Genomic DNA, 19,602 nt, shown 5'->3' on the forward strand with positions numbered 1-19,602 from the left:
TTTTAAGGAGTGCCAATTGTAAAATGGTACAAATAATCCGCGAAAATGGGGCGGGGTTCCAAAGTGTAACGTAAGTTCCTCAAAAGAAACCAGCATCCTTCATTTGGGGAGATTGTACTTCGTCGTTCAGTTGTTGGTTCAAACTCTAGGAAGAAGTATGGCTTGTAATATTATTGTAATATATGTAATGTTATTGTAATATTAACTCAAGGAAACGTACACCTTCTTTTGCAACATTTAAATAACATTAACCTACTATTTATTAGGAGGGGGATCATGCCGGGAGATAAAAAGATCCGCGTTGTTGTGGGGGCCGGCAGCTTTATCAACAACCCCGGATGGTTACATACCCAGGAAAAGGAGCTTAATCTTCTGAAACGTGAAGATTGGGCTGATCGTTTTCAACCAGGAAGTGTGACGGCCATTCTAGCCGAACATGTGTGGGAGCATTTAACTTATGAAGAAGGCGTGCGGGCTGCACGCATTTGCTTCGAGTTTTTACAGCCGGGTGGCTATATTAGATGTGCCGTACCGGACGGCTATTTTCCGGATCCCGAATATCAGTGCACGGTACAGGTAGGAGGGCCGGGACCTAAGGATCATCCTGCTGCCAGCCACAAGATTGTTTACAACCACCGCACACTGACACAGATGTTTGAAGAGGCAGGTTTTGAGACAAAGCTGCTGGAATACTGTGACGAAAAAGGACAGTTTCATTACCGCCACTGGGACCCGGAAGACGGGAAAATCTATCGTTCGCTACGCTTTGATCACCGCAATCTGGAAGGCAAGCTAAGATTTGTGTCCATTATTGCGGATGCAATCAAGCCGCAATAGGTGTGACAATTATAAATGCATTGAAGTGCCTTGATTTTAAAGATTAAAAGAAAAGATTCACCAAGATTGGCAGAAAGGAATATATAAAATTGTATAATTCTTTTCTTCTAAAAGGTGAATGACATATGTTATTATCCTCGTCGTTGGAATGTGCCCCGTCACAATTGGAAAACTTGGCCAAAAGCACTTCAAACCGGATTCGTAATGGGTTATTTGAGGATTCCGATATCAGCTTTTTTCCTTGGATTCCTTCCGGTTTTGTTCAGTTGAAAGCTGAGGGAGAGACAGCATTTGTCGGATCAGGTCATGTTCGTTTTACTCCGGGATCAGGACAGATCGGCAGGATATGGCAACGAACGCGTAATTTAAGATTGGGAAAGCTGTATGTGTTGCGTTTCGCTATTCGTTCCAGCGGGGATGCCCCGCGGCGCCTGGTGCTCCAGTTTGGATGCAGAACCATTGTGATCAGCGGGAGGGATTTACCGTCCGACTACAATCAGTTTACATTTGTGTTCCGTGCTCGCGCTCGGCATCCCCGGGTACGCTTCACGGTCTTTGGCAATACAGGGAGTATTGTTGATTTGGATGCTGTCTCTCTTTGCTCAAATGGGTCATGATATAAAAAAGCTGGCACACTTTCATAAAAGCGTACCAGCTTTTCCTCTTACTCCGGCGTAAACTGGCCCATGCGATGTTCCTCCACGTGAAAATCAGAACCCCCGGTTACTATCAAATCGTATTTGTCTGCCAATCTTATAAATGCCTTGGCATCTCTTTTGGAATGGTTGCGATGCCAGACTTCGATACCTTCTATCCCTTCACGAATCATTTCCTCAACCAAAGAAATGTCTTTTACATAGACAGGATGAGCTAAAACAGCGATCCCGCCGGCTTCATGAATGAGCTTAATTCCATCTTGCAGGGCGAGTTCTTTTTTATCTACTGACGCAGGTTTTCCATCTGCCAGATAATGATTGAATACTTCTTGAATTGTGTTAACATAACCTTTACTGACAATTGCCTGGGCAATATGGGGACGGGCAATCAGATTGTTGCCGCTCCATTTCCGTACCTCTTCCAGAGTAATGGGCATGTTTAATGCACAAAACCGTTGGATGATTTTTTCTGCCCGGCGGAGACGTGCCTCCCAATACGGAGATAACGCCTGATGAAGTTGTTCACAATCTCTGATGTTGTAACCAAGAATATCAATGTTTTTTCCTTTCCAGCGCGTGGATATCTCCACTCCCGGAATGACTGTAATCTTCAGTTTTTTGCCTGTTTCCACGGCCTCTGCGATCCCCGATAATGAATCATGATCAGTAATGGCAATCGTTTGCAGCCCAATTTGTTTGGCTCGTTTGACGATTTCCGATGGCGTGAAGAGGCCGTCAGAGGCTGTTGTGTGTAAGTGCAGGTCAAAGGTTCCGGGGGGAAGATGATTTAAAATCCGCATCTATTCAATCTCCTTTATGTTTTTAGATCATGTTGTTTTGTTGCTGGCGGCTATACAACAATTATCAGTTAATTATTATTATATGGGGGTTTCATTATTTTGAATCAATAATGAGGCGTGAATATAAAATCCTTTCGTTATGTGTTGTTTAAAGGTGACTTGAAGTCCTTTGCCAAGGCATAAAGAAGATTTTAGGAATGGTCGAATGATTATTTTATTGATATATTATTTTCATCTATAAAAAAATACTGTCTATATAGAGGGTGATTGGATTTTTTATGAATACATGTTTTCGATTACCGGAATTTCTGAATCTTGTTATAATAACCCTGGGTAGTTTTTTGCTCTCCGTGTTCCTGGAATATCAAAAGTGGGGCGTTTAAAATAAAAGATGTATGCTGGCTTTTATTTTTTATTGCAGTTATGTTGCCTGTATGGCAACTGGGTGGTACAGTTACACATATCGTAACATTCACCCTTCACTGGATTGATATGTATATCTTTTTTCTGTTCGTGTTTTTGTCAGCATTATTGATGTCTATGTTACTGGGAACTTCTCTCGGCAGTTTAAGTGTGATTGGTGTACCTGTCATGGGCATCTCACATATGGCAGGGCTTCCTGTAGAGTGGGCGGCCGGTGCACTGATCTCCGGTGCATTTGTTGGGGATCGGACTTCACCTTTTTCAAGTTCGTTTCAGCTGTTAAGACAAATTCTGCAACTGAATCAGTACTCGTTGTTTAAAGTGCTGTTGCCAACAACAATCGCGGGCATATTCCTATCCGGTCTTTTTTATGCCGGGGCTGATGTATACTTTGATGTGCCGCCCGTTTCATTGACCCCATGCCTGGTGATGCGTCATTTTATGTATTTATCTACTTCTTGCCGCCTGTTCTTATGCTTTTATGTATATCCATTTTCCGAAACCTTTACCTTTCTTTTATCGTAAGTATTACTACCGCTGCTTGCATCTCACTATGGCAAGGTGTTTCGCCTTTAGATTTATTACACGCGATTTGGAATGGGGTCCAGGAACTGGGGGGAATCAAAGGCACCATTCCGACAGTTGTGTTTATAGCGATGGCAGGAGTTTATAGTGAAATGATGGAACGATGCAATATTATTCAACCTTTTATCCGCCCGTTTATATCAAATCACCATTCCATTCGATCAAATACCTTCCGTAGTCTTTGTCTCGCTCTGGTCATTTGTATGATTTCGCCAAATCAAACTTTTCCAATCATGCTTACGGGACGGGTTTTGCAAAGCCATTGGGATCGGCATTTCTCTGTCAGGGAGCTTTCAAGGATAATGGGAAACTAACCCAGGTAGTCGTCGATTGATTCCCTGGAATATGTTAGCCATTCTCTGCAGCCATATCATTGATGTTCCCGTTATCTCGTACTTGCCTTTTGCCGTGTTTCTTTGGGTGTTACCTTTTTTGACGCTTGTAACAGGTTTTAGACATCATGATAAAAAGATTTCAGCTACATGAATAACTATAGATGAAAATAAAAAGGCACCTGATTTTAACCGGGTGCGCATCGTTGTTCTGTTTATTGTAAAAGCGGGAAGGATTGGAACCTTCATCTCCTGCTGGAAAGGCAGGCGTTTTAATTAAACTACCGCAGTACGCAGGAAGGATTAATACCTTCATCTTGACTGTGGGTGCCGGCACTTTAATTAAGCTACTGTGTAAATGAATTGTAACCGATGTTATTATCTTTTGTAAATAAGAATTAGGTGATAAAAATGTTAAATCAAAAGCAGCAAAAATGAAAAGAAAAAGAAGAACAGATGCTATGTGTGTAAACAGCCTATATTCGTTGGACACCCGCATTATGATAAGCTCTGCCATGAATGTGGAGATTTTAACGAAAAAAAGCGGTTGGCCAAGCATGACTTAAGTGCATATATTGCCCTGGTTACAGGCGGAAGAACGAAAATAGGTTACCATACAGCCTTGCGACTACTGCGTGACGGTGCGCGGGTTATTGTGACAAGCAGGTTTCCTTATGATGCTCTGCAGCGTTATATTCGGGAGCCTGACTTTGAAACCTGGAAAGATCGTATCCATATTTACGGACTAGACTTCAGACAAATAGAAGAGGTGGGGAAGTTTGCGTATTTTCTGGATAAGCAGTTTCCATACCTGGATATTATTATAAATAATGCAGCACAAACAGTACGAATGCCGGAAGAAGAATATAGTAAGCTGGCTGTAAACGAGATTAAATTAAAAGATCAATTGACTGGAAGCCAAACATTACAGCTTACAACCGGCGAGGCTCCTGTAGCTCAATTTCAACAACCCAATACACTGCCACAGGAGTTTCAGCATTTGCAGCTTATCAATCGAGAGATCGAGTTAATGAAATACAATCCACAGGAGCACAATTCCTGGATCGCACAATCTCATCAAATTTCGGTGGTTGAGATGCTGGAGGTACAGTTGATTAACGTGACAGCGCCTTTTTTGTTAAGCACCAGGTTAAAGCCATCTATGCTCAGGAGCCCCAATTTGAATCGATTTATTATAAATGTATCCTCAGCAGAGGGGAAATTTAATATGAAGCGCAAAGGCCGCTACCACGTACATACCAATATGGCAAAGGCTTCGCTGAATATGATGACGTTGACAATGTCAAAAGAGTATAAGAAGGACCGAATTTTCATTACGAGTGTTGATCCGGGGTGGGTATCAAATCAATTTCCTGAAAAAGCCAAAGCAAAGTCTGCGATCCGGCTGCCATTGAATTTTCATGATGCAGCTGCCCGTATTTGCGATCCGGTTTACGAAGGTATAGATGCGGAAAAGCCCGCTAATGGCGTGTTTTTTAAGGACTATAAGCAAGTTGATTGGTAGTATCCGGTTGTATCATATAGGGGTCCCGCCGCATCGCCATCAAGTTAGGTCAATGTAAAAAAACATAGATGGATATTACTATAATAAAAGGATAATTTATACAACGGGTAGTTGTACAAAACAAACCTAAAGATATGTTATTTTCTTACAATTAAGCTGCTTTGATACTCTTTCTGTTATACTCATAGACGACACCCAAAATATCAAAGACTGTCTTTTTCTCATAGCGGTGAGATTTTCGCCCATTCTTTTCTACCATATGGAATAGGCGAAGGAAAATCTTTGATATCTTTTGGGTGTTTTTCTGTATGGACTGATGAAGTAATGGGACATAGCTTTGAATCATATAGATTGCTTTGTATTCACTCAGTTCTTTATGCTTCTTGCGAAGCAAAAGCTCTCTCATGCGAAACACAGTAGAAGAGCATAAGAAAATGGCAATCAGTTGTCCATAGAGATGGCATTCCATCCGTTCCTGTTTGACTTCCTTACATTGATCAATCCGGAAAAACGATTTCCATGTTTTAAATCGATTTCCACTTGCCATCTTAATGAGTACAAGTCATGAATTCGTTCCTTCGGAACGAATTCCCAAGGAATGTTCGTGATATACGTATTAATTTCAGTTAAACGCTTACTGCGTTCTGAATAGGTAATCCCTTTTTTCTTTTCTTTATAGGCTTGATCTTTTCGTCTTTTCTTTACTTGCCCTTCCGTGAGTCGATATAGGACTCTAGCGGGTAGTTTTTTATACCTTCCAATATAAGCATTGGCTATTTCAAGCGTTTCACCCGGCTGCATATGATTCATGATGTCTTCTAAATCAAGTTGAATATATTCCGTTTGTTTCTTTATCGTTCCGTCTCTAAAATATTCGGGTTTCGGATTTTTTTGTATATTTTGTTATTTAGTTTTAAGCGTGAAACGTAAAAAACACCACGTTGATCCATCTGATCCAAGTCTTCCAACGAAAAGTAACTTAAATCCCGTATACATAGATCACCAGGTCGAAGAGTATTTAAAGAACTGGTACCAAAGGTTTTATCATTTTCTTTTCCAGGGCCTACTTGTAGGTTTAGAAATTGACCGCTATGTAGATCATATTCCAATTGAATTTTGACACCCGCTGTATGGCCAGAGCCACCTGCTCCAGGATAATGATCCATCAATGAGTCAGGAATCTGAAAAATAGTAGAATCCAGAATGCGAATCCACTGAAAGTACTCTATATACTCGCTGAAAATTGTACTCGATGATGAAATCTCCGATTTCAACAAAAGAGCGAGTAATCGTTGAAGAAATCGAACAGCACCCACATTAAAACGATCAATATTCCATTTGAAGCTTCCAGTGTACTACACAGTTTGGTTAGAGAGGTACTGGCTATGTTTCGACTCATCCAGACACACAGTGCAACCAAATCCTGAGCACCATATTTACTTGCTCTTTGTACAAAGCCCGTCTGCTTTGCCAACTGTTCAAGAGCAGGCTTGGATAGATGTCTTCGTAGCTCTTCGGCATACAGATGTGGCTCTTGCTGAATGGGGAGATTCACTAAAAACGCCATGCTTTCTTATCGTCTTAATAAAGAATAGCGTTTTTTCTAATGCTGTGAGTATTCTATTTCTTAACTTGAGGGCGATGTACCTCTACCCCAAAAAGGGCGTAAAAAGACAACTAATTATTTATAACGTTTGCACGTTTTTTGATAATAAGTAATATACTATATCAAGCCGCAGCAACGATTTAGAAGAGGACGCTTCTGTCCAAGAGGTTGTTTCTGTTTCTGCCCAAGACGTCGTAGACGTCGTAGACCTTTTGATGAAACTTAGATTTTTACACTGTCGTATCTTTCAGAAAAAAATTAAGCACCAAAGTGGTGTGGCGATCCATTGGGGTCGCCTTTTCCTTGTTAGTTTATTGTAATACATATGCTCGCTAAACATGATTTAACTTCTAACTTGTAAAAGCGATACTCCTTTTGGACCAATTTCTCCCCTATCATGAATGATTTTCCTATTGATTCGCTGTGTCTCAATTTCTCAATCTGGAAGCTCACATAGAGGACAGGATACATCCCCACTTACCTGGTTCGATGCTTCTTGAAATGAGTTTCGTTTATATATTGTGTGATTAATTTCGGAAGCATTTTTTTAGCCTTTTTAAGGTAAGCGAACAATGCCTCTTTTTCCACCTGCGATACATTCCAATCTTTTGGGATTGATGCGATCACTTTATATATTTGCTCATCTGGTAGTTGTTTAATTTTGTTCACGAACCAGAAAAAATCGCCTGAACTGCGGACCTGATCAACACACCAGTTATAAAAGTCGGTAGGTTTGAGTTTCTGAGGAAGGAAGCTAAGCGTATATGGTGTCCAATTACAATCACGTTTACGCGAAAAATTATAATACGAAAAACTATGACCATGATCAATCATATAGATCTTATAGCCACCTTCACGGGGATTAGCTTGTAGGAGAATATTTCTTTTCAAACGGTCAATGTTATTAACCCATTGATCAAACACGATGATCCCGGTAAGTTGTTTTCGGTTTATTATGTTCAGTTTGCGCGGGAGAAGGCGTGTAATATTTTGTTTACAGTTATGAATGTATTCACTTGCGAACTGATGACCAGGTGCAAAGTTATGTTGGGTCAATATCCGGTTCGCCCTGATAAATTTTTTTGATATATTTACGATTTTGAAGCGAGGTACAGGAAGATTGAGTAATCGAGCTAATTGACCTGCAATGTACTCGTTGACAAGCGCTCTAGTCCCTTGCTTGGGGTTGTTTTTAAATTTGACTATATACTGGCGACCGTCGCTAAAGAGGATCTGTTGTGGACGAGAACTACCCCTAGGCATTCCTCGAATATGCTTGACCGGTCGTATATTCCTGTTGTGCATGGTTTCAGATCATCCTTTATAAAATATTTACACTGTTTTCAGTTTTATAGCATATTCAACGCCGCCAATGAATGCATAGGGCATCAAAACTAAACGGATGAAAAATGGGGTTTTTCCAAGGAATCATTGCGGGGGACTGTATTGTCAACGGGAGGCATTAATTTTGCTGATGAAGCCATCAAAAAATTGCAGGGATCCCGGCTAGTGAAGTCGATGGTATTATTTCAATTTCCTCACTTCCCTCTTTGGCTTCGTTTGTACTTATCCACTCTTGGGGGATAGTAAAAATTTTGCATAACGCATGGGGTTATAGTAGGTATTTTTGAAACATCCTGTATTCCCCAGCAGAGTGAAAAGAGTATCGCAAATCGCGAAAGTTCACTTCGATTAACCAAGGATGTGCTTTATGATCGAGCCCGATATCCAGCCCAGCATCAGCAAAAGCCGAATAAGTTTTTTCTAAAGTCTGGCATACCTCTATAGCTAAACGCTAACCTTTTGAAGGATATCTTTGGGGTTTTTATTTGGGTGCTGGAATTGTCTTTCCGTTTTGCGATAGGTTCGTCAAAAATCCTTTATGTCGTGCTACCTTGGCGACTTCACCGCTGATTTGCCACCGGCCGTTACGCGCAAGTCAAACGGAGATCCGTGGTACTTGGCCAAGGGGATTTCCTTGTTGAATTAAAAAATATTGTTGGTCAAGCGATGTTTAGCCAGTTCCTGTTTAAGTTGAAATTCAGAAAGCGAACCCGTTTTCCTTTATAGGGATAAAATATATAATGTTTATTTCCGATTGCTTGGATTTTGGAAACATTCTTCCCGAGTGATCCGATAACCGGTTTACTCGGGGTGACCGTACATAGCCATCAAGATTAGAAAAGCAAATGACTTCAAAACGAAAAAAATACATCTTTTCTCCAACACAGCTCATTTTTTTGTTTTAGGGGGTATTAAGACATCTTAACTGGATGGTGATGGGGTCCCGCCGTCAAAACGCAGTTTTTAGCTGCTAGATATTTAGAGAGTCGAGGGCTCCTAGATCGAAACTACTCAATCACGTTTCTCCTCTTAATTGGGAGCACATCAATTTTTTCGGGGAATATTCATTCACTAGCAAACCCACTTCGTTAGATTCTCTTCGTCCACTGAATATTAATGAAGCTCCACAAAAAAAGACTAGCTTATATCCTTAGAGGGATTGAAAATTAGTCTTTTTCGTGATTTCCATCCTTATCGGGTAAAATTCGCGTTTCAACATAAAAATAATAAGCGACTTTTTCAATAAAAGTGAAGAAACCCGTACCTTAAGGCTATGATCCTGTAAGGCTCGGGTTTCAGAAGCTTTATTTTTCGGGCTGAAATTGGATTTGCTGTTGTACTGCTTTTTTTATGTTTAAGATTTTAGCCTGGAGTTCGGATGTACTTTTGAGAGGAACATCTCCATGAATGGGGATGACTGTATGCCAGTCCTCTTGTTGAAGATAACGCGTAGAAAATAGGTAGGTATGACCTGGTTTGAGAAGGGGATCGTTTTCAACCAACACCAGTTCCTGATCCTGGTTATATCCTCCCTGTTGATTAACCAGTACTGTACCTGAGAGGTTTCCTTTGATGTTTTGGATGACTTCCACGTTAAACTGTGTCTCCGGCAACTGACTGAGGCTCTTCGTTCCGGCTTGGGAGATTACTTTGCCGACAAATATATTTTCAGCCAGACCCGCTAATTTCCGGGGATCGTTCAGGTCAGTCACCATGTTTATATGAACGGATTGCTGATCCGGCTCTTTGATAAACTGGAATAAGATAAAATTTGAAACAGCGGCAAGAAACAAAATCGCACCAGTAAATAACCATGTTTTTTTGCCGCACTTGATCGAAAACATCCTGATCGCTCCTTTTTAATATATATTTCTTATATTTCAAGATTAAGGATAAAGGGTATAATAATCAGATTTGTCGTGGCTTTGCGGTGTATTGACGCCTGAACAGGTAGAACAGGAGTACATTAATTGAGTGCTGTAACTATGGGCAAGCCCCAAAGCATGTCCGACCTCATGTGCGGCCACCGCCTTTTGTTTAAAAGTCGTATAGTTTCTTAAGTAGTAACTGTTTAGGTAAATTTCATCGCTGCCGGAGGTGTGAGTATAAAGTCCGTCCCAAGAGACGTCGGAACGGTTGCTGTCTAAAAATGTAAGGTCCTCAACAGTAGTTGCCGTATCTGGTGCAATGTTTACTCTCCCAAGACTATTCCAGGCAGCAATGGCATGGTCACGGGCCGTCGTATAAGAGGTGCTGCTTCCCCAGCGAATTTCCCGTCCATCAACAGCACTATAGTCCAGAAAATGTGCGAATACCATTGAAGGCAAAAAGAACAGTGACAACACACCTGTCACCAAAAGGATTTTAGGCCCAACCTTTAACATTTAGGTTCCTCCTTGTTATTAGGTTTTTAAATGTAAAATGATTTTTGCATGAATATAATTCTACACTATTTTGCGAGATCCTTTCTATTTTCATGAATAGTTTAAATTTTTTATCCAAAATTAACGTTTGATAAGTACTCTTACTTGAAGTTGTTTCAGTCCTGCTTTTCAGGTAGCACTAGCAGTCAGGGAGAATAAAGCCGACTACAAAATTTTGACTGCTGATAGTATAGAAAAGATGGATTATTTTAACATTTTGGCAAAAATTTATGATCCATGGAAATGTGCTTAGCTAAATTGTACAGGATAAACTATATTTTTTAAAAAATAATAGTTGACACAAAAATGAATAGTATTTATACTTAAAAACATGAGTTTGTTTAGCATATTGTATGGCGATACGCCATATATGCGTTGACGGGAAACATCCGTCACCCGGCTCCGCCTTACTTGGCAGTCAGCCACCCCTACATAGGTGACTCGGCTGCCTGAGGAGGCGTGGCCGCAGCCTCTTTTGTCACCTATGTAGGGGTGGCTGACCGATCAGTGGCGAATCCAACTCGGAGGAGTTCTAGTAAGCAAACTCATGACAAAGCCCGACCTCAAGATAGGTCGGGCTTTGCTGTAAGTACTGGGAGGTTTGGGATGTCTTTAGCAAACGGGGACAAGGACCAATATCGCGGACAAGATAAGGAGGAGCGATTCAGGGCATGGTGGGAGCAAGAAGAACAGATTAAGGAGTTGCCATCAGATCTGGAAACATTGTTGGATGACGGAAATGAAGAGACATTCCGAAAAATGGTGGTGCAGTTGCAGGAAAGGCCGAATGGTGTAATCCTGTGGGAACTTTATTTATGCGCAAAACCGGCAGCCCGGCAAATCATACATAACGTATTGCAGGGGAATGTCTACAAGTACTTGTGTCCGGATCATTTTCGGTACATCAAAGCCATTTACAAACTGGCGGAAAAAAAGCTAGACAGTCAGATATGGGGCTTGTTGGCAAGGATCTTTGATGTATATAGAGGTACCCTGGAAAACGGGGGAGTTTATTCAAATGCTACCTATCGTTATTTAAGAAGAAGAACATGGCGGACGCTGCGTAAACTGGGGGAAACGGGTGATTCCAATTTTGTCCGGTTCGCGGTGGATACGCTTATTCATTATACTGAAGCGGATACCCAGGAACACCGCTTTTGCTGCAATAGAGAAAACCTGGTGCGGCTCTGGTTATTTAATCACCTTCTGTTCCGCCATAGTTCCCGGTTGATCTGCCATTACAGCAGCAGATGGGATTATGTAAATAAACCCTTGCAGGAGTGCCCTGCGGAGAGGGAAGAAGCGTTTCCGCAATTATGGGATCGCCATCCTGATCAGCTGTGGAGGCTTATAAAGGAAGCGAAGCACTCCAGGGTCATATGTTTTGCCATACAAGCTTTAAAAACGGGCAACCCGCCCTATGTAGAATCACTGCCCAGCGAGGCAATGATCCCCCTTTTGGATGAAGATAAAACGCCAAAGCGTGATTTTGCGTGCAGGGAGCTGTTGCGGCGTCAAGACTCATATCACCCTGATATAAATGTTTTGTACCGAATCATCGATAATCACTGTAGTGACCTCTCTCTCATGGAGCAGGGAGTGCAGTATATTGAAGAGCATGCTTGCAAATGGCCTTCCCAGTTATCTGCAGAGCTTGTTTGCAGATTGTTGGGCAGTAAGAAAGAACGGTCCACACTCTGGTACTGGAATGCCATATACCGTCTCATCGAAGGGCCTTTGCTGCCGGCTTTACGGGACGAAGCCAGCTTACCCCTGGCAGATCAATTTTTGAACCACTTTCATCCTCTTATTCAACAAATCGCTGATGATATTTTAGCTCACCTTTCATGGGAAAAATCACCTTTTACAACTGAAGAATTACTTCCCTGCTTACAAGCCGGCAGGTATGAAGTCCGTGAAGCAGCCAGGCAAGCGCTTTTGAATAATCTGCATCATTTGACTGTTGATGTGCAAACGCTGATAAAATGGATTTATATTCCTTATGAAGATAATCACGTGTTTCTAACCCAATTTTTCAGTACCCATCTGTTTACGCTTGTCCCTCTGTTACCAGAGTTGATTCAACAGTTATGGGTGAGGATGATCCGTTCGGATACACCTCAGGTCATTCGTGACTATATACATAAAGACTTGCTCGGAAGTCTGTTTTTTGAGGAATTGGTCTGGATTCCGGCTAACCGTGTTATTCACCTTATTAATAACCGGGATCAGGGACTTCAGGAATTGGGGACGCGAATGCTGGCAAGAATGACATCTGCGGCATTGAAAATAGAAGAATTGTCTCAATTGGCACAATCCCGATTGTTCGCAGTTCGTGAAAGGGCAAGAAAGTGGCTGGATGAACAAGCGGGAGGGATTTCAATAGAATGGTGGGTTCAACTGGCAGAAACAGATTGGGAAGATACCAGAGAATGGGTTTTCCGGCATATGGAGAGGAAATACGGAGAGGAACTTCCCGCAGAATTTATCTACGGCTTATTGGACAGTTCCATTGAAGTGGTAAGGCAAAGAGGATTGGAATGGGCAAAAAAGGTTGAGGGTCAACTGGATTTACATGAACTTGTCATTCGTATGTGGGAAAGCCCTCATCCAACGATTTTCCATTATGCTCTGGACAAAGCAAAGCAATTAAGCTGGGATGAAGAATATCTTGGGCAATTGGAGCTTTTACTGAGAAAAGTGCTCTTTCAAGTAAACCGGGGAAGAAAAGCAAAAGAAACAGCATTAGATCTGCTGGGGAAACTTGGAGGAGAAGGAGGGCCACAATCTGAAATGGCTGTACGTGTGTTGTCAGATTTTGCCCGCAATGGGGGGAAGCGTGATTTTGAGCGAGTGATGGTTCTGATCACCCGCCTGCGTTCTGTTGTCCCCGGCATAGATTTGCCTGTTGTAATCTCATAACATGATCTGTAATTCTGTAAATGGTTCTGTTTTTGAACAATGAGTTTGTTGTTGAGCGGAAGTCCCAAATAGCAAGGGAGGTTTGGAAATGAGCAGAGATGACAAATCAGTCACAGGTGGTCAATTAGACGCTTTTGAAGAAGAAAATGCCCGTTGGCATGCCTGGTGGAAAGAAGAGAAGGAAATTAAACCGCTGTCCAATTATTTGCAGATATTATTAGAAAAAGAAGATCCCCAGTTCCCTGAAAAATTTGCCCGGCGTCGCGGCACTGATCCATCTTGGTTGTGGACGTTATATATGCATGGAACGCCCCTGGCACATCGTGCTCTGTTTAAAACTCTTGAACAAAATGTGTATTTCACAAAAGAACAATATCGATATGTTAAAGGGATTTATAAATTGGCAGAATTGCGTTCTGATTATAAGACCTGGGCCAAGCTTACCTGGCTATTTGATACAAGCAGATGGAACAGCAGAGAATACTATACCGGCCATCTGAAACTTTATAGTATGGCAACCGCCAATTACTTGCGCCGCCGTTCATGGCGCAAACTGCGTCAGCTGGGGAAAGCCGGATCTGCGGACTATGTGCGGCTGGCAACAGAAATTCTATTAAACTATGACCCTGAAGATTGGTCCTGGTGGATTAAGACACGGGATGATGAATTAACCGGATACATTCATTTTTTTGTGTTTAACCAGATTCTTTACAGAAATAGTAAACGCTTTCTCTGTCATGAGAATCGAAAATGGAAACTGGCAGATTTGCCCGAGGAAGATTTAACGCGTTTTCCAGAAGAGCGGGAAGAGGCTTTCCCGGAATTGTGGGATGATTGTCCGGAGGAACTGCTTCGACTCATTCAAAAAGGCAAAGCGAAACCGGTTATTCAGTTTGCCATTCGTGCGTTAAAGGCCGGAAATATGGATTATCTGAACTCGTTGGAGTATCGGGTTTTTATTGATTTACTTGAAAGTGGTCACCCGGTGAAGCGCCAATTTGCGACAGAACAATTATTGCTGAGGATTGATCCCAACCAACCGGATTTTTCTCTGTGGATGAAGTTGGCTGTCAACGATGACCCGGAGGTTCAACGATCTGCAATCCGCTTTGTTGAGATGCACGTAGCGAAGTGGTCATGGGTAAAGTCAATGGAACTGACGGAAATGATTTTGCAGGCGTTGTGCAAAAATCCGGTACCTGAATCAGCAGTGTGTAGTTTAACTGAATTGTTGGAAGGAGCACTGGGGTCCTTTTTCCATCAAGCGGCATCTCTGGAAAAAGCGAAACAGTTGTTGGCATCTCTTAATTCTGAAAAGGTTCAGATCCTTGGAGCCCGCATGTTGCTCCATCTTTATATTGATCTCAAACCCTATACGGAGCTGGATTTAGGGCCGTTTTTAACATCTTCAGTGTATGAAGTGAGAAAGGTTGCCCAATCCCTGCTTGTAAAGCATTATAAACGATGGAGCATAGATGAAACTTTTGTTTTGGCCCTTGTTGAATATCGGGATAATATTGAGTTGTTTTTGGAGGAACCGCTACTCTCTGTCTTAAAAGAAATGAACGCAATACAAATTGCGGGACAGTTATTGCAATCACGGGAGCCGGAAACCCGCAGACTGGCAGCCCGTGTCTTGGACAAGATTCGCCCGGATTATTATACTCCTTTGCAGTTTACGGCAAAACAGCTGATTCCTTTCCTTCTTTCAGGAGAGATTCAGGTAAGGCAGTCAGCTCGTGAGATTTTAAAATATGATATTTATTATTTTCATGAGCAGATCAATGCAGATTTTCTAATGGAGTGGCTGCTGATTGATGACGAAGACCATCAGCGGTATGTATTGGATTGTTTTTCTTACTGGAGGCTGCGGTGGTATTGGAACCAGCAAATCAACAATACTTGGACCCAAATCTTCCCGCAACTATGGGCTCGTATGACTCAATCGGATACACCCGAAGGGGTGAGAAACTTTATCCGTGAAGAACTGATGGGCAGGTTGTTCTGGGACAAGATTGACCCGGGTTTGGACCGTGTCCTCTTGCTGATCAACAGCCGGGATGCGGGACTGCAGGAGTTGGGAGCCCGACTGTTACAACGATGGGAGCCGGGTTCCAAAGAAGTGGGCGTGGAAGAACTTAGCTCTCTGGCACACTGTCGAATCGCATTTGCCAGAAGAGAGGCACGCGGCTGGTTGGATCGTGTGAAACAGCAATTAAAGGCCGAAGAGTGGGTCAATCTGGTGGAAACAGATTGGGAAGATACGCGGGGCTGGGTTTTTGAACAGATTGAAAATGCGGCGGAAGAGATGGTCTCGCCAACGCTCATCTACGGGCTGCTGGACAGTTCAATCGATGAAGTGAGGCAAAAGGCTATGGAACTGGCGGAACAGTATGAAGAACAGCTGGATGCAAGGGAACTGGTGCTTCGAGCGAGTGAAAGCCCTTATCTGTCGGTGCTCACCTTTGCAGTTGAACGGGCGCAACAGCTTCGTTGGTCAGCGGAGCACCTCGGGGAACTGGAACTCTTTTTCAGGCAGATTCTGTTCCGTGTCAACCAGGGGCGTAAAGCGAAGAATTTGGCTTTTAGGCTTTTGGCTCAGTGGGGAGAAGAAAACAAGGAGCTGGCACAGGTAGCGGTACGCGTCTTGTCCGATTATGCCCGCAATGGCGGAAAACGGGATTTTGAGCAGGTGCTGGTGATTTTGACTAAGCTCCGGTCCTTGTATCCTGAACTTGAGTTGCCGGTTCTTCTGGTTAAATGATAAAGTGCAAAGGAGGGGACACTTTTGCTATTTCAACAAACATACTCCAAACCAAGTCAGATTAGCCATGCTTCCGGAAAAACAGTGGTTAGTTTCTCCCCGGATTTAGGGAGGGATCCTACTTATTTTCAAGGAAAAATCGCAGATCCTATCCGCTATCGGGATGCGATGTGCGCATTAAGAGATGTAGTTGTGTCCGATTTAACTTATAAGCCCAAAGACCATAGTGCCTATCAAGCATGGGTGGAGGAGCAATACATACTGGATATTGCTGATCAGGTGGCACAGTACAAAGAACTGAGTGAACGGTTAAAAACGGTCCATTCCCGTTTGCGGGAATTACAGATGCTAAGGGATCGGCGGAATGGTGACTTCAATAAGGCGAAGCGGCGTTATTTTGATTATCTTTATACCTATGATCGGGCGGGCTGGTTCGTATTAGATCCTGTGATTACGGTTGCTCCGGACCAGGTTTTCTTCGAAGCTTTTTCCCAGGATGAATCCTCTTACGGACGCTTAGCTGTACGGGAGGATGTATTTAGTGATGTCAAAGAGTTTCAGTACGGAACGACCAACATCGATTTTTCTGATGCGCTGTACGGAGAATTATTAAGGATGCGCACCTACCGTCCCACTGAGTTTCAGATCGATCCTGCCGGTTTTGAGGTGGCGACAGAGGGCCGGGAAGTATACAAGGAACAGAAAATTGATGTCCCGGATAGTTGGATTCGCGGGTTTCTGCAAGTACAGTCAGCGATGAGTCTGCCAACGGTTTCCTTTGATGTGAAACCGATTGATATTTATAATCTGTGTACTTTTTTGCGCAGACACCGTGAACGGCACAGCCCGCGTTCTCTGCGTTATGTGTTAACGCCGGGTGAACCTGTCAAATTGATCATTGAACCCTGGAACGAAAAATTGATATTCAGCGAGTCTGTGTATACGGGTGATGCCACTCGGGAAATCCGTACCTGGGGAAGACGGCGACTGTTCCTGTTAGAACGACTACTTCCTTTATCTCGTCGCATTACGATTCATCTATTGGGAACGGGTATGCCCAGCTTCTATATTGCTGATCTGGGTTCCTTCAGCTTTACCCTGGGATTGTCGGGCTGGACCCGGAATGATTGGGCGCAGGCAGGAAATTTTGATTTGATGATCGGTGGCGGAAAAGCTGACCCGCGGCAAAGTGCATTAGTTTTCGCTCAGTTAAAATTGCACAAAACGTTATCTTCCAGTGAACTGGCTGCCCGGACACAACTGTCTCCGGATACAGTACAGGCGGCACTCCGTCAACTGTGCAGCGCCGGCCGGGTGATGTACGATCTGGAAGAGGGAAAATACCGTTTGCGTGAATTGACCCGTGACCCGCTGCCGATGGAGCAGTTGCAATATGCCAATCCACGTGAAGAAGAAGCAGCCAAGCTGCTCTCAAAAGAAAAAATAACTTTGCAATCAATTGTTGAAAACGCGGATGAGTATGAGCTTAAAGGGGAAGTCCGTTCATATAAGCCCGTGGTGCGTGTAGATAAAGACGGTCGGATCAAGGATGCTTCTTGCTCCTGTTATTTTTATAAGCAAAACCGGTTGATGCAGGGACCTTGTGCCCATATGTTGTCATTGATTTTAACCCATCGCAAATAGAGCAATAAATAAAGTTGGAGGAGGGGCGAAATGGCCGAAGAAAATCAACAAGAAACTCAACCTTTATCCCGGGAAGAATGGATCGAACGGGTGATGCAAGAGGGAAAGGATGAAGTGATCCGGCAGGAGATGATCCGCATGGGTTTTTGGTCGGAAAAGCCAATCCCTCCGGAAGAAAAAGCAAAGCAGGAACAGGAAGATGAAGAATATGCCCTGTTGACTGAAGAGTTGAATAGGCTGAAACAGGAAAGTGAAAAATTAGGCGATATTGAGTCGATGATCCGTGAACGAAGAAAACAGCGGATCGAGGAGAGCAAACGGAAACGGGCCGAACGGAAAGCAGAACGGGAGCGGCTCCGGGCAGAGGCCAGGAAACGCTGGGAAGAGTACAAAAGTAAAAATGTGATCCACGTCGGAGCCGGTTTTTCAAAAGATCTCCAGTCGTTTGACATGGACGAGGAAAAACTGCGTTTAAACAAATTGCCTGTGATTCGGACAGCAGAAGAACTCGCCGGGAAAATGGGGATTTCTTTAAGTGAACTGAAATGGCTGACTTATCATCGGGATACAGCAACCATCTGCCATTATCACCGGTTTACCATACCCAAAAAAAGCGGGGGGATGCGGGAGATTTCCGCACCGAAACCCAAACTGCGACGAGCCCAGGAATGGGTTAAAACCCATATTTTAGGAGGTTCGGAGGTCCACCCGAGCGCATATGGATTTATTCCCGGAAGGAGTACGGTTGATAACGCGAAGTGTCATCTGAAGAGAGCTGCGGTCATCAAGATGGATTTGAAAGACTTCTTTCCAAGTATCACGTTTTGGCGTGTCAAAGGGTTGTTTCAATCGTTCGGCTATAGTGCAGCGATCAGCACGTTGCTGGCTCTCTTATGTACAGAGCCGCCGCGCAAACAGGTACAGTTTGACGGGAAATTTTATTATGTAGCGATTGGTGAGCGCCAGTTGCCGCAAGGCGCTTGCACCAGCCCGGGCATCACCAATCTTTTGTGCCGGCGTTTAGATCTGCGGTTAACGGGCTTGGGAGAAGCCAACGGCTTTACTTACAGCCGATATGCAGATGATTTGACGTTTTCCTGCGATGAAGAGGGATTGCCACAAATGGGCGGGGTAATAAACACGGCCCGCCATATTATCCGTTTTGAAGGATTTCGTGTGAATGAAGAAAAAACGCGGGTTTTGCGCTCTTCCCGCAGGCAAAAAGTGACGGGTATCGTCTTAAACGAAAAAGTTAACATCAGCCGCAAAGAACTGCGGGCTTTTCGGGCTCTGCTGCACAATGTGGAAAAAACCGGACCAGAAAAGCAAAATATTTATCATCATCCGGATTTTTGGGGTTATATCAAAGGATACGCCAGCTATATCCGCATGGTTCGTCCAGATCTGAATGAAACCCTTGAGCAGCAATTGAACCGCATTAACAGAAAGTACAATTTGGAGAAGAGTGCAGTTGCAGAGGCCAAGGGATGATTACAGCAATTGGAGGTTGAAAACCCCCGGTTTCCCATTTAATCGCGGGGTGAAAGACGGCGTTGCTTGGTAATCCTTTAATCAGTTCTTACAAAACCATTAACATAAATTTGTAACCACGAACCCAATCCTTCTTCGCTGATTGGGTTCGTTTTTGTGCGCCCGGCATGGGCGTAGTCTATAGGGTGAAAGTCCCGAATGGTGAAGGTAGCAGTAGCCATTAGCTTAAGGCAAGGGTGTCCGCCGCGAG

General features: G+C 43.3%; 13 protein-coding genes and 1 pseudogene. 8 read left to right on the forward strand and 6 right to left on the reverse strand.

Features of this window, described 5'->3' with window-relative positions; genetic code table 11:
* The first annotated feature begins 276 nt into the window (after nt 1-276).
* Together I8U27_RS17340 and I8U27_RS17345 are read left to right on the forward strand one after the other, a co-directional pair.
* The gene (locus I8U27_RS17340; RefSeq protein ID WP_181754167.1) at nt 277-837 is read left to right on the forward strand and encodes a class I SAM-dependent methyltransferase; all 561 of its coding nucleotides are present in this window, start codon (nt 277-279) and stop codon (nt 835-837) included.
* Nucleotides 838-962: 125 nt separating this feature from the next.
* Entirely contained in the window at nt 963-1,454 is a 492-nt protein-coding gene (locus I8U27_RS17345; protein WP_181754169.1) for a carbohydrate binding domain-containing protein, read from the forward strand.
* Between the two features lie 47 nt (nt 1,455-1,501).
* On the opposite strand, the gene I8U27_RS17350 is transcribed toward I8U27_RS17345, so the two are convergent.
* A complete protein-coding gene (locus tag I8U27_RS17350; protein ID WP_181754171.1) occupies nt 1,502-2,293 on the reverse strand; it encodes a PHP domain-containing protein in 792 nt (263 codons plus the stop codon).
* 426 nt (nt 2,294-2,719) lie between these two features.
* Between I8U27_RS17350 and I8U27_RS17355 the strand changes: the two genes are divergently transcribed.
* Together I8U27_RS17355 and I8U27_RS17360 are read left to right on the forward strand one after the other, a co-directional pair.
* The gene (locus tag I8U27_RS17355; RefSeq protein ID WP_181754173.1) at nt 2,720-3,241 is read left to right on the forward strand and encodes a Na+/H+ antiporter NhaC family protein; all 522 of its coding nucleotides are present in this window, start codon (nt 2,720-2,722) and stop codon (nt 3,239-3,241) included.
* Between the two features lie 939 nt (nt 3,242-4,180).
* Nucleotides 4,181-5,158 (forward strand): SDR family NAD(P)-dependent oxidoreductase, encoded by a 978-nt coding sequence (locus tag I8U27_RS17360; protein WP_232345615.1) that lies wholly within the window; start codon nt 4,181-4,183, stop codon nt 5,156-5,158.
* A 151-nt stretch (nt 5,159-5,309) separates the two neighbouring features.
* Here the strand turns inward: I8U27_RS17360 and I8U27_RS17365 are convergent.
* From I8U27_RS17365 to I8U27_RS17380, 5 genes and pseudogenes are all read right to left on the reverse strand, one after another.
* Nucleotides 5,310-6,713, reverse strand: a pseudogene (locus I8U27_RS17365) (IS4 family transposase).
* A 528-nt stretch (nt 6,714-7,241) separates the two neighbouring features.
* Nucleotides 7,242-8,069: a HipA family kinase gene (locus I8U27_RS17370; RefSeq protein WP_181754175.1), complete on the reverse strand. Its 828-nt coding sequence runs from the start codon at nt 8,067-8,069 to the stop codon at nt 7,242-7,244.
* Nucleotides 8,070-8,376: 307 nt separating this feature from the next.
* On the reverse strand, nt 8,377-8,550 hold the full coding sequence (locus tag I8U27_RS21430; protein ID WP_374057944.1) for a YheC/YheD family protein: 174 nt from the start codon (nt 8,548-8,550) through the stop codon (nt 8,377-8,379).
* Nucleotides 8,551-9,412: 862 nt separating this feature from the next.
* Nucleotides 9,413-9,952 (reverse strand): hypothetical protein, encoded by a 540-nt coding sequence (locus I8U27_RS17375; protein ID WP_181754177.1) that lies wholly within the window; start codon nt 9,950-9,952, stop codon nt 9,413-9,415.
* A gap of 42 nt (nt 9,953-9,994) precedes the next feature.
* Entirely contained in the window at nt 9,995-10,492 is a 498-nt protein-coding gene (locus I8U27_RS17380) for a matrixin family metalloprotease (protein WP_181754179.1), read from the reverse strand.
* Nucleotides 10,493-11,137: 645 nt separating this feature from the next.
* Between I8U27_RS17380 and I8U27_RS17385 the strand changes: the two genes are divergently transcribed.
* The 4 genes from I8U27_RS17385 (at nt 11,138) to I8U27_RS17400 (ending at nt 19,352) form a co-directional block, all read left to right on the forward strand.
* The gene (locus I8U27_RS17385) at nt 11,138-13,453 is read left to right on the forward strand and encodes a hypothetical protein (protein ID WP_181754181.1); all 2,316 of its coding nucleotides are present in this window, start codon (nt 11,138-11,140) and stop codon (nt 13,451-13,453) included.
* 88 nt (nt 13,454-13,541) lie between these two features.
* Nucleotides 13,542-16,217, forward strand: coding sequence for a hypothetical protein (locus tag I8U27_RS17390; protein ID WP_181754183.1), 2,676 nt, complete (start codon nt 13,542-13,544; stop codon nt 16,215-16,217).
* A gap of 24 nt (nt 16,218-16,241) precedes the next feature.
* Nucleotides 16,242-17,861: an SWIM zinc finger family protein gene (locus I8U27_RS17395; protein ID WP_181754184.1), complete on the forward strand. Its 1,620-nt coding sequence runs from the start codon at nt 16,242-16,244 to the stop codon at nt 17,859-17,861.
* Between the two features lie 30 nt (nt 17,862-17,891).
* Nucleotides 17,892-19,352 carry a reverse transcriptase family protein gene (locus tag I8U27_RS17400; protein WP_181754185.1) on the forward strand — a complete coding sequence of 487 codons (1,461 nt, stop codon included), beginning with the start codon at nt 17,892-17,894 and terminating at the stop codon, nt 19,350-19,352.
* Nucleotides 19,353-19,602: the final 250 nt, after the last annotated feature.

This window comes from Paenactinomyces guangxiensis (assembly GCF_016055185.1).
Classification (GTDB): domain Bacteria; phylum Bacillota; class Bacilli; order Thermoactinomycetales; family Thermoactinomycetaceae; genus Paenactinomyces; species Paenactinomyces guangxiensis.

What these genes read in the sequence shown, in the direction of transcription:
- I8U27_RS17340 (WP_181754167.1), top strand. Translation starts at nt 277, where the DNA reads ATGCCGGGAGATAAAAAGATCCGCGTTGTTGTGGGGGCCGGCAGCTTT.
- I8U27_RS17345 (WP_181754169.1), top strand. Translation starts at nt 963, where the DNA reads ATGTTATTATCCTCGTCGTTGGAATGTGCCCCGTCACAATTGGAAAAC.
- I8U27_RS17350 (WP_181754171.1), bottom strand. Translation starts at nt 2,293, where the DNA reads ATGCGGATTTTAAATCATCTTCCCCCCGGAACCTTTGACCTGCACTTA.
- I8U27_RS17370 (WP_181754175.1), bottom strand. Translation starts at nt 8,069, where the DNA reads ATGCACAACAGGAATATACGACCGGTCAAGCATATTCGAGGAATGCCT.
- I8U27_RS17375 (WP_181754177.1), bottom strand. Translation starts at nt 9,952, where the DNA reads ATGTTTTCGATCAAGTGCGGCAAAAAAACATGGTTATTTACTGGTGCG.
- I8U27_RS17380 (WP_181754179.1), bottom strand. Translation starts at nt 10,492, where the DNA reads ATGTTAAAGGTTGGGCCTAAAATCCTTTTGGTGACAGGTGTGTTGTCA.
- I8U27_RS17385 (WP_181754181.1), top strand. Translation starts at nt 11,138, where the DNA reads ATGTCTTTAGCAAACGGGGACAAGGACCAATATCGCGGACAAGATAAG.
- I8U27_RS17390 (WP_181754183.1), top strand. Translation starts at nt 13,542, where the DNA reads ATGAGCAGAGATGACAAATCAGTCACAGGTGGTCAATTAGACGCTTTT.
- I8U27_RS17400 (WP_181754185.1), top strand. Translation starts at nt 17,892, where the DNA reads ATGGCCGAAGAAAATCAACAAGAAACTCAACCTTTATCCCGGGAAGAA.